Source organism: Bacillus solitudinis (assembly GCF_002797395.1).
In the GTDB taxonomy this organism is placed as follows: domain Bacteria; phylum Bacillota; class Bacilli; order Bacillales; family Bacillaceae_D; genus Halalkalibacter_A; species Halalkalibacter_A solitudinis.
In genome coordinates, this window is the sequence record NZ_KZ454943.1 from 4,500,361 (window position 1) to 4,513,098 (window position 12,738).

At 36.3% G+C, this 12,738-nt stretch carries 5 protein-coding genes; 2 read left to right on the top strand and 3 right to left on the bottom strand.

Going from position 1 to position 12,738, the window contains the following annotated elements; all coding sequences use genetic code 11:
* Together CEF19_RS22080 and CEF19_RS22085 are read left to right on the top strand one after the other, a co-directional pair.
* Positions 1-3,264 (top strand): TIM-barrel domain-containing protein, encoded by a 3,264-nt coding sequence (locus CEF19_RS22080; RefSeq protein WP_198510345.1) that lies wholly within the window; start codon positions 1-3, stop codon positions 3,262-3,264.
* A 73-nt stretch (positions 3,265-3,337) separates the two neighbouring features.
* A complete protein-coding gene (locus CEF19_RS22085) occupies positions 3,338-7,171 on the top strand; it encodes a TIM-barrel domain-containing protein (RefSeq protein ID WP_100408046.1) in 3,834 nt (1,277 codons plus the stop codon).
* 342 nt (positions 7,172-7,513) lie between these two features.
* Here CEF19_RS22085 and CEF19_RS22090 read toward each other — a convergent pair whose 3' ends face one another.
* The 3 genes from CEF19_RS22090 to parE all read right to left on the bottom strand — a co-directional run bounded on the left by CEF19_RS22090 (position 7,514) and on the right by parE (position 12,423).
* Complete coding sequence (locus CEF19_RS22090; protein WP_100408047.1) at positions 7,514-7,864, bottom strand: hypothetical protein; 351 nt, start codon at positions 7,862-7,864, stop codon at positions 7,514-7,516.
* A gap of 140 nt (positions 7,865-8,004) precedes the next feature.
* Positions 8,005-10,449: a DNA topoisomerase IV subunit A gene (gene parC, locus CEF19_RS22095; protein WP_100408048.1), complete on the bottom strand. Its 2,445-nt coding sequence runs from the start codon at positions 10,447-10,449 to the stop codon at positions 8,005-8,007.
* Between the two features lie 3 nt (positions 10,450-10,452).
* Positions 10,453-12,423, bottom strand: a complete 1,971-nt coding sequence (gene parE, locus CEF19_RS22100) for a DNA topoisomerase IV subunit B (RefSeq protein WP_100408049.1) — start codon at positions 12,421-12,423, stop codon at positions 10,453-10,455.
* Between the last annotated feature and the right edge of the window lie 315 nt (positions 12,424-12,738).

Here is a 12,738-nt window from a genome sequence, read left to right on the forward strand (position 1 = left end):
GTGAAAAAAGTGCGGTTGCCCATTGTCTCTTTAGCGATTTTCATTTTAGTAGTAACATCTTTTAGCTCTAATATATTTGCAATTGATGGGGTATATCACAACCCATATGGGGATGATGCATTGTACGGTGTTCAGGCTACGGAACGAGCACCTAGAGATCCTATAGCTGGAGAGAATGTATCTGTCAATATTACAACATGGCCTGTTGAGCCTGGCCAATCAGCGTGGGTAGTTTGGACAAAGAATGGAGTTTCTCAACCATCTGTTGGTGCAGAGTATAAATATAATGAAGGAAATAACACATACTGGGAAGCGAACCTTGGAAGTTTTGAACAGGGTGATGTAATCGAGTATAACGTTCATGCAAATAAAGATGGTTCTAACGAAAAAGTAATTGGATCATTTACGTTCACTGTAACAGATTGGGAGAGTGTGACTGAAGTAACATCGTTTTCTGACTTAGGGAACAACATAATATTAAGTACCGAGAGTAGTCATCCGAATCTTTCTCCAAAAATTAACATTTCATTCAAAGATTCCAAAACAGCCAGAATTCAGATGTCTCCAACTGGTAATGGAACCTTTAATACAGGAGAAAGTAACTATAGTATAACAGAATCCCCTACAGACATTGTGATTGAAACCTCTGACTTAATTATTAACATTCAGAAAAACCCTTATAAAATGTCCTTTATAAAAACAAGCGACTCTTCTTTAATTACAGAAGAATATGACCCCGCCTCTTCAAGTACTATGTCTTTCCTTACTGATGGCACTTCTATTATTGATAAGGTAGAGAATAGCTTTTTTACCCCTAGCTCAGAAGAGTTTTATGGATTTGGGGAGAGGTATAACCAGTTTGGTAAACGAGGTTTAGAGGTCGATTCTTATGTTTACAACCAATATAGAGACCAAGGAGACCGAACGTACCTTGCTGTTCCTTATTTCTCAAGCTCCAATAACTATGGGTTATTATTGAATACAACCTATTATGCTAAATTTAAGTTAGCTTCAGAAAAGAATGATAAATATACATTTACCCATAATACTGGTGGTAAATCAAGTTCAATATTAGACTATACCGTATTCTCCGGTGATACGTTAGAAGAAGTAGCTCAAAATTATTCAGAAGTTTCAGGAAAACCGACATTGCTCCCAAAATGGGCTTTTGGTCTTTGGGGGTCAGCAAATGAATGGGATAGGCAATCCGAAGTAACAGCTGCTATTGATAATGCGAAACAATATGATATCCCTATGACATCAATGGTTTTGGAACAATGGAGCGATGAACATACATTTTATATCTTTAATGATGCACAATATACTGCTAAGTCAGGAGATCAAGCGTTTAGTGCTAGTGACTTTTCGTTTGGTGGAAAGTGGCATGATCCCAAAGCAATGGTAGATTATGCACACCAGAATAATACAAAAGTTTTAATGTGGCAAATACCTGTTATGAAATATACAGACTATAGCTATGAGCAACGCGATAATGATGAAAATTTTATGTTACAACAAGGATTTGCTGTAAAAGATGGGAACGGAAACGGTTATCGAATCCCAGCAAATAAATGGTTTGGGAACGGCTTATTGCTCGACTTCACAAATCCTAAAGCCACTGACTGGTGGATGTCTAAAAGGGCATATCTTTTTGATGATATTGGGATTGATGGAATAAAGACAGACGGTGGTGAAATGGTCTGGGGACGGGATACAACTTTTTATAATGGAAGTAAAAAAGATGAGATGAGAAACCAATATCCAAATGAATATATAAGAGCTTATCATGACTTCTCTAAATCAAAAAAGAGTGATGCCTTCACATTTAGTCGAGCAGGAACTACAGGAGTTCAACGCTATGGGGCTTTCTGGGCTGGGGATCAGTCATCAACATACTCAGCGTTTCAAGATGCTTTAAGAGCAGGATTGTCATCAAGTATAAGTGGTGTTCCTTATTGGGGATGGGATTTAGCAGGATTTACTGGTGAATTTCCTAGTGCAGAATTGTATAAAAGGTCATTTAGTTTTTCAACATTTGTACCTATAATGCAGTTCCATTCTGAAAAAGCTGATCCAAGTATATCCGAAGAACGTAGCCCATGGAATGTGGCGGACAGAACTGGTGACTCGACTGTCTTAGATACATCTTCATACTATGCAAACCTGAGAATGAATTTATTACCTTATATCTACAGTGAAGCTAAATATACAAGCGATACAGGAATTCCAATGATGCGTTCTATGGGATTATCGTATCCGAATGATAGTAATGTAAAGGGACTATGGGATCAATATTTGTTTGGTGGTCAATTACTAGTAGCCCCTATTGTTAATGAGGGAGTTAATGAAAGATTAATCTATCTTCCTGAAGGTGAATGGATTGACTTCTTCTATCATGCAAAACGACCTGGTAATCAGACAATTAGTTATAAAGCAGATGTAAATAGTATACCGGTCTTTGTTCAATCGGGTTCAATTATTCCTATGAATTTAAATAGTAACTATGAAATTGGTGGGACGATTGGTAACGATGTAGACAAGATTAATAATCTTGTATTTAGAATCTACCCTGAGGGTTCTTCTAGTTATAATTGGTATGATGATTTAAGTAGCACATACAAAACAATCTCTTCAAATGAAGACCTTGTAAATGAAAAAATAACTATTGAAGTTCCAGGAACGAACGAGGATACAACCCTACAAGTTTTTGCGTCTATCCCTACTTCGGTATTAAGCAATGGAACATCTCTAACTCAGTATAGTAGTCTTGGTGAACTTACTTCGGCTTTAAATGGTTGGTATTACGACTCAGTTATGCAACTTACTTATATGAAGTTAAATCAAAACTCACAAGCTCAAACTGTAGTATTAGAAGGTGTGAAGAAAGCATCATATGAAGCTGAATATGCAGAACAAACAAACGTTACAACTAATACAAATCATTTTGGTTATACTGGAACAGGATTTGTAGACGGATTTGAAACATCTGGAGATAGTATTAGTTTTGATGTTCAAGTTCCTAGTTCTAAAGCTTACGAATTAGACATTCGATACTCATCGGCAGGTGGAAATGCTTCTAGAGCGATATATATCAATGGTGTAAAGGTAACAGATATAAATTTACCAAGTACAGCTGATTGGGACATTTGGAATGTCGCATCAACTTCTCAGAATTTAAATGAAGGTAAAAATACTATAACGATTCAATATGATTCAACTAATGAGTTAGGAATAAATGTTGATTCATTAAGGATTCGCCCGTAAATGAATTTTAAGATAATGTCACAAAAGACACATGCTTTTTGTGACATTATCAACTAAATAAGGAGGAATATATATGGAATCTTTTAAAAAATCATCCATTTATATAACATTTTTTGCATTATTAATTTTATCTTTTAGTCTTAATTCCGTTGATGCATATGTAGAAACTATCGGTAATGTCATTGATACTTCGGTTCAGGATAATCTATTAACTTTGACTATCGATAATGGATCTGAACCCAATGATGACATACTGAAGTTGCAAGTCCTAGATTCAGATATTGTACAAGTAAATTATTTGCCAAATGGAGAAGCAGAAAGCCCTGATACTCCAATGATAGACCCTAATAAAAGCTGGACTTATAATAGTGCAACCATAAATACTTCTTCAGATCCTATTACAATTACAACAGAGGATTTCATAGTAGAAGTTTCAAAAAGTCCAGCCAGAATGACCATCAAAAAGGTAGATGAGACAAGACTTCTCTGGGAATCAAGTTCTGGCGGAGTATTTTATGATGGAATTAGATTTGAACATAACAATACTGATTCAATTTATGGAATTAGAAGCTTTAATGCCTTTGAAGATGCGGGAGGGTTATTACGGAATAATAACGAACACCCAGCACATGCTGGTCAACAAGGAGATTCAGGAGGGCCTTTTATTTGGTCTACTGAAGGATATGGAGTACTTGTTGATAGTGATGGTGGGTTTCCATATACTAATGAGATTAGTGGCAAGCTTGAGTTTTATTATGGTGGTACCCCAAAAGAAGGAAGAAGATATACAAAAAAAGATGTTCAATATTATGTGATGGTGGGGGACCCAAAGAATATTATGGAATCTTTTACTGACATCACAGGGAAACACCCTCTGATGCCAAAATGGTCATTAGGTTTCTCAAATTATGAGTGGAATACAAACCAAACCGAGCTTAAAAATATTGTTGAAACATACAGAGCCAAGGATATTCCTATTGATAGTTATGGTCTGGATTATGATTGGAAACGATATGGTGAAGATAATTATGGGTCGTTTAAATGGCATACGGATAATTTTCCTGATGCTTCTACGTCTGCCTTAAAAGATTACATGGATTCTAAAGGTATTAAGATGATAGGGATAACAAAACCAAGAATAGTTAATCAAGAGACAAACGGAAATAGAACTGTTCAATATCAAGATGCCACAAATAATGGTTATTATTATCCAGGTCATGACGAATACCAAGATTATTTCATTCCTGTCTTGGTTCAGAGTATTGACCCCTATAAAGAATCCGTGAGAGATTGGTTATGGCAAAACTCAATTGAAGCATTTGATAAAGGAATTAGTGGGTGGTGGAATGATGAAACTGATAAGGTTTCATCTAATGGGGCTGAATATTGGTTTGGGAACTTTACAACGACTCATTTATCTCAAGCGCTTTACGAAGGTCAACGTAGTTATACAAATGACAGTAAGCGTGTCTGGCAGACTGCTCGAACTTATTATCCAGGTGCACAAAGGTATGCGACTACATTATGGTCTGGAGATATAGGCGCTCAATTTTATAAAGGTGAAAAAATTAACTGGGCAGCAGGAATGCAAGATCAACGTTCGGTCATGCTTTCATCAATTAATAATGGTCAACCTAAGTGGGGAATGGATATTGGAGGGTTTAACCAACAAGATGGAACAACTAGTAATCCTAGTCCTGAATTATACACGCGCTGGATGCAATTCGGGGCCTTCACACCAGTATTTAGAGTTCATGGCAATAACTATCACCAAAGGCAGCCATGGTATTATGGTCAAACAGCAGAAGAAGTTTCTAAAGGGATAATTCGTTTACGATACAGTTTGTTACCATATATGTATAGTTATGAAAGAGACGCATATAAAACTGGAACTGGGTTAGTTAGACCACTAATGCAGGTATTTCCTAATGAAGAAAATGTGAAAGATTATACTGATGGTTGGATGTTTGGTGAGTACCTTTATGTAGCTCCTGTTTTAGAGTCTACAGTTAATTCAAGTGATATATATCTACCACCTGGAACATGGATTGATTATTTCAGAGGTATTGAATATAACGGAAATCAAACTATCCATTATGAAATTGATGGTGACACGTGGACTGATGTGCCATTATTTATTAAAAAAGGTGCGATTATTCCATCTCAATCACCGCAGGATTTTGTAGACCAAGAAACTACTAAAGAAATTTATTTGGATATCTTTCCTGACACTAGCCTAAATGAATTTACGTATTACGATGATGATAGTTCAACATATAACTATGAAAACGGGGATTATTTAGAACAAGTTATCTCTGCTCAAATCTTAGATGCAGAAAATACTCAAGTTTCTTTAACTGCAAAGACAGGTGCATATGATTCTAATTTAAGCCATTATATTCTCAAAGTTCACGGGAAGGCGGGGGCTACAGTTGAGGTAGATGGACAAAATCTAACACAACAGAGTAATCTGGCCTCATTAATATCTTTACAAGAAGAAGGTTGGGCTAACGGTACAGATATTTATGGAGATGTAACGTATATTAAAGTTACTGCATTACAATTATCAAATGTAACAATAAACATTAGCGGGAACGAAACTATTAACCAATCACACATGACTTATCAGATGGAAGAGGGTTCCTTATCTGGTGTTAGTGAAAGTACTCAAGCATCTAAAAATACTAATCATTTAAACTATAAAGGTATAGGTTTTGTTGATGGGTATCATAATGTTGGAGCAGAAACTACCATCTATCCGAATGTAACAGTATCAGGAGACTATAATTCATCTTTACGCTATTCAAACGGAACAGGGAACGACCAAACTTTGAGTGTTTTCGTAAATGGTAAATATTACAAGAAAATAACCCTACCAGCAACGCCTTCATGGGATGACTGGAGTACTCTGGATTTAAAGTTACCATTAACAGCAGGATATAATATAGTTTCAGTAGAAAGATTTGAAGATACAAGTGATACAGGTAATGTAAATTTAGATGAATGGAGTATCGATTATGAACCTGTAATTGCAGTATATGAAGCAGAAGCTGCAAGTTTAAGTGGTGGCGCAAAGAAAAATCAAAACCATTGGTTTTATAAAGGTACTGGTTTTGTAGATACTTTTACATCCGGTGGAGCGAAAGCTACATTTAATGTATTTGCTGAACAGGCAGGAGCTCATGATATTGAACTGAGATATGCAAATGGAACACAAGCTACTCAAACTTTAAGTACTTTTGTTAATGGGAGTTACGTAAGTCAAATATCTTTGAATAGCATAGGTGATAATTGGTATGAATGGTTAACTAATAACCAAACTGTAAACTTACAGGAAGGTATGAATACTATCACAATATCCTATGAAAACAGCGACACAGGGAATGTGAATTTAGACCGTCTCCTTGTGACCAGACAAAATGACTTTGATGCTTCATATGATAATAATTTATTAGACAATGGAAGTTTTGAGCGTGAATTAACTTTTAATGATAATTGGATAGAATGGCATCCAAGTGATCAAGAAGTCGCTTTTGGAGTGGATAGTGGAAGTAATATTAACCCTCCAGAGTCTGCTATTCATGCGGATAAAAGGGCATACTTTCATAGCAATAATGCTTACAAACAAAGTATTCATCAAAAAATCAGTGTCCCAACAAATAATGCGTCTTATCGCTTCGAAGCCTGGGTAAGGTTAAAGAATACCACCCCAACAACTGCAAGAGCTGAAATAACTCAGTATGGTGGACAGGATCAATTTATAGAGTTACAAACAAACGGAAAATGGACATATATATCTGGAGAAGATGTATTTGTAACGAATGGTCAAATTGATATTGGCTTCTATATAGATTCACCAGGAGGCACAGTTTTACACATTGATGACGTTAGAGTTGTAAAGAATTAAGATTAAATGAGTAAATGAAAGAGCGATAAATAATGAATGCGGAATCTTTATTTATCGCTCACTTCTGGTTCAAATTTGGTAACAGGAAGGGAGACTTTAGGACATGATAGTTTATCACCGGAAGTCAGAGTATAGTTATGTTCCTTTACAGCTTTATCCTAGTTTACATAATATATATTATCGGAACCAATAAAGAGAAACATATTTATAGTCTCAATAACAAAGTATACTCAGAGTTTTGAGACGGAAAATGAATTTTGAGTTTTATTATTCAACCAATTCATTATGTTATTTCTTTCGAGACTTTAGGAGTTCAACCAGACATTTATTTAAACTAAAACCCTATGCTAGAGATTGTTCCAATATATTCTTCTTCATCTTCGCATAAAAAATTTGATTTGGTTTATATTTCCCTTGATTAATCCCAACACTAAGTCTCTCAATTCTTTTTTCAATTTGTCCGTCAAAATTTTTGACATGCTTGTATAAATCGTTGATAAATTTTTCTTGTGACATGCCAAAATGCTGAGCTTCTCGGTAAATCTCTTCCATAATATCTTGATTACTTATTGTTTCTTCAAAATATTGATCAAACGATTGAACTACTTTTTCTTTTGTTAATTGCAATTCGAAGTCTTCATAAAGTGAGTTAAAGTCAATTGCAATTTCTGTTAGGAATTGGTCGTAAACCATCTTTCCACCTCTTTTTTTAACAATATTCTTCCTAGAACTTGGCTGAATTATTCAGGTATATTATCGACTTATAATATTATTATGTAAACTGTGAGTTTGGTGTGTTCTAGAATTTAGTTTTCATAAAAAAAAGACAAGTCCTAAGACTCGCCTTTTATCACTTCAGTTTTTTTTCGTGAAAATTCAGTTACAACTCCGTCTTTTTCTGCATCTATAACAAAGGAACCATTATTATAGCGGTCACTATTACGATAGAGACTAGCTTCTACAATCACTTCTTTGTTTTTTGATGTTTTAACGATGAATGTATCTACCTTATCAAGAATTCTCATGAATCCAATAACTCTATGCGGATTTGATTTTAATTCACGAAGCAAGACTAAACCACGTTTCGCTCGAGAAGATTTATCAAATTCAGCGATAGACATTTTCTTAACAGAACCTCGTTGCGTAATCATCATAAACTCTACTTTAGCGTTTAAAGGAAAGGTAATTGCATTAACAACATAATCATCTTCTTTAAGGTTAATAGCCTTAACCCCAGCGGCTCGTTGTCCAACAAGAGTCACTTCCTCTTCATTGAACCATAAGCTAAATCCTAAATGGGTAACTAAGAATAACTCTTGCTGTCCATTTGTTCTCATGATAGAAACAACTTCATCTTTTTCCTTAAGCCTTAAAGCCACTAAAGGTTTAGAATAGCGTTGTGCTTTATAAAGAGAGAGCTGAGAGCGTTTGGCCATCCCAGATTTAGTAATAAATAACAAGGATTCTTCTTCGTTGAATTCTTTTACAGACATCGCATCAATAATTTCATCGTCACGATCGATGCTAACGATATTTGCAATATGCTGCCCATTGTCTTTCCAGCGTATATCAGGTAAGTGATGCACTGGTACATAAAGATAATTTCCGAGCTTTGTGAAGATTAGTAATGTATCTGTGGTATTAACTTCTCGACATGAAAGAAGATAATCCCCTTCTTTCATACCTGGTGGTTCTCCATTTGAGGCTGTATACGAACGAATGCTCGTACGCTTTACATAGCCTTCCTTTGTAACAGTAACCATCACGTCTTCAGAAGCAACAAGAACATCCATATCTATTTTGATTTCTTCAATTTCATCTTTAATAATTGTGCGGCGTGAATCAGCGAACTGTTTTTTAATTGCTAATAAATCTTTCTTTATAACATTTATCAGCTTCTTTTCACTATCTAGAATTGCCTCGAGCTCATGAATGTGACGTTCAAGCCCTGCTGCTTCTTCTTCAAGGGTTGTGATGTCTGTATTGGTTAAACGATATAACTGCAACGTCACAATTGCTTCTGCTTGAGCTTCAGTGAATTCATACTTTGCAATTAGGTTATCCTTCGCATTCTTTTTATCACTCGATGACCGGATAGTAGAAATGACCTCATCGAGAATGGAGATTGCTTTAATTAAACCTTTTACAATATGCTGACGGTCAGTTGCTTTACGTAATTCGTATTCTGCTCTTTTAGAAACGACAAGCTTCTGGTGATCAATATAGGCTTGAATTAATGCTTGTAAGCCCATTAACTTAGGTGCTTTATTATGTATGGCAACCATATTAAAGTTATAGGTTATTTGCAGGTCAGTATTTTTTAAAAAGAAATTTAAAATAGCATTTGCATCTGCTTCTTTTTTTAATTCAATGACGATTCGAAGTCCTGTACGATCTGTATCATCACGAACTTCGGCAATCCCATCAACCTTTTTATCGAAACGCAGTTCGTCCATTTTTTTTACTAGATTTGATTTAACAATTTCATATGGAATTTCTGTGATGACGATTTGTTGACGACCGCCTCTTACTTCCTCTATTTCCGTTTTTGCTCTGACAACAATCTTTCCTTTTCCTGTACGGTATGCTTGGCGAATTCCATCAATGCCTTGAACAATACCACCAGTAGGAAAATCTGGACCTTTTATCACCTTCATGATTTCATCAAGAGTTGTGTTAGGGCGCTCCATCTGCATAATGACACCATCAATAATTTCTCCTAAATGATGAGGTGGGATATCTGTCGCGTATCCCGCTGAAATCCCCGTCGATCCATTAGCAAGTAAATTCGGGAACATTGCTGGTAAGACAACTGGTTCATTCTCAGTATCATCAAAGTTCGGAATAAATTCCACGGTCTCTTTCTCTATATCACGTAATAATTGAGCTGCAATTGCGGAAAGCCGAGCTTCTGTATAACGCATCGCTGCAGGTGGATCCCCATCTATTGAACCGTTGTTCCCATGCATATCAATGAGTAGATTACGAACTTTCCATTCTTGACTCATGCGAACCATCGCTTCATAAACGGATGAATCACCATGTGGATGGTAGTTACCAATAACATTACCAACTGTTTTGGCTGATTTACGGAACGGCTTATCAGCTGTGTTACCATCTCGGTACATTGCATATAAAATTCGTCGTTGGACAGGCTTAAGCCCATCTCTTGCATCAGGTAAAGCACGCTCCTGAATAATATACTTACTATAACGACCAAATCGATCGCCTATTACATCTTCTAAAGGAAGGTCTAAGTAACGCTCTAATTGTGCCACTTTTTATTCCTCCTCTACTACGGCTAAATTTTCATTTTCTAGTATGTTTGTTTCTTCTTCTAAACCGAACGCAACATTTGTTTCAATCCATTTTCGTCTTGGTTCAACTTTATCACCCATAAGTGTAGTGATGCGCTTTTCTGCCCGAGTAGCATCATCAATATTAACACGAATTAATGTTCGTGTCTCAGGATCCATTGTAGTTTCCCAAAGTTGAATCGCATTCATCTCACCTAGACCTTTATAGCGCTGCAATGCATAACCTCTACCAACCTTTTTTGTTGCATCACCTAGCTGGCGTTCATCCCATGCATATTCTATAACTTCTTTTTTTCCAGAACCTTTACTAACTTTATAGAGTGGTGGAAGTGCGATATAGACTTTACCAGCTTCAATTAAAGGACGCATATAACGGAAAAAGAAGGTTAAAAGTAAGACTTGAATATGAGCACCGTCGGTATCCGCATCTGTCATAATGACCACTTTATCGTAATTAACATCTTCTAAATCAAAATCAGAACCGACACCCGCGCCGATCGTATGGATAATTGTTCGTATTTCTTCATTTTTCATGATATCTTCTAATTTTGCTTTTTCTGTATTTATGACTTTACCTCGAAGTGGAAGAACGGCTTGGAATTTACGATCCCGTCCTTGTTTAGCCGAACCGCCAGCAGAATCGCCCTCTACAAGGTACAATTCATTACGTTGAGGGTTTTTTGACTGCGCAGGGGTTAGCTTCCCACTAAGAAGTACATCTTTACGTTTGCTTTTCTTTCCATTTCGAGCATCCTCACGTGCTTTTCTAGCTGCTTCACGAGCTTGAGATGCTTTAATTGCTTTTTTAATAAGCATTCCACTGATATCAGGATTTTCTTCAAAGAAATAGGAGAGTTTTTCAGAAACAAGTCCGTCAACCGCAGATCTTGCCTCAGTTGTTCCCAACTTACTCTTTGTTTGTCCTTCAAACTGTAGTTTTTCTTCAGGGACTCGAACAGAAATAATCGCTGTAAACCCTTCTCGAATGTCTGAACCGTCTAGGTTTTTATCTTTTTCCTTTAGTAGCTTAATTTTACGAGCGTAGTCATTAACGGCTCGTGTCATCGCTGCTTTTGCCCCTAACTCATGGGTTCCCCCATCCTTTGTCCGAACATTGTTAACAAAGGAAAGTACATTTTCTGTATACCCATCGTTAAATTGAAAAGCAAATTCGACCTCGATATCGTTTTGAATACCAGTAAAGAATACAACAGGATTAAGTGTTTCTTTATCCTCATTTAAATATTCAACAAATGCTTCAATCCCGTTTTCATAACAAAAAGATTCAGATGAACCCCCATTACGTAAATCTATTAGTTCAATCTTTAATCCTTTTAATAAAAAAGCAGCTTCTCTAATTCGTTCTGTTAATGTTTCAATGTTATATGATGTCACACTAAAAATAGTCGAATCCGGCTTAAAATGAATGGTCGTTCCCGTTTTACGAGTGGTGCCAGTTTTTTCTAATGTTGTAACCGGCTTTCCTCCATTTTCAAAACGCTGTTTATAAACATGGCCATCACGCTTAATTTCAACTTCTAACCATTCAGAAAGAGCATTTACAACGGATGCACCAACGCCATGAAGGCCACCACTTGTTGCATAACCGCCCTGACCAAATTTACCTCCTGCATGGAGAATGGTTAAAATAACTTCAGGAGTCGGCTTACCAAGCTTATGCATTCCAGTTGGCATCCCTCGTCCTTCATCCGAAACTGAAATACTATTATCACGGTGGACTGTTACTTTAATTGTTGTTCCATAACCCGCCAAAGCTTCATCGACAGAATTATCGACGATTTCATAAACCAAGTGATGTAAACCTCGTGAGTCTGTACTCCCGATATACATACCTGGTCTCTTTCTTACAGCTTCTAAGCCTTCTAATACTTGTATTGCATCATCGTTATATTCAAGGTGTTGGTTCTTTGCCAAGACAGGTACTCCTTTCACTCGCTACATGTATTGTAGCACAAACGCACGTTTCCGTTTCATTTTCTAATCGCTTTTACTATTGTATCTGTTATTTCATTATTCGCAACCTATTTCATGGAATCCTTTATTTTTCTGAGAAGAAATTTACAATGCAGAAAGTAGATGTTCTTACAAAAAGGAGCATCTCTGAAGGCTAAATTTGACCTTTGAGACACTCCTCTTAATCAATGAGCAACAATATACATCTTTAGGAAGTTCAATCCCACAACCCACTGTGAGACGGTAGAGACCTATTAAAACGGACCGAGAATCCCA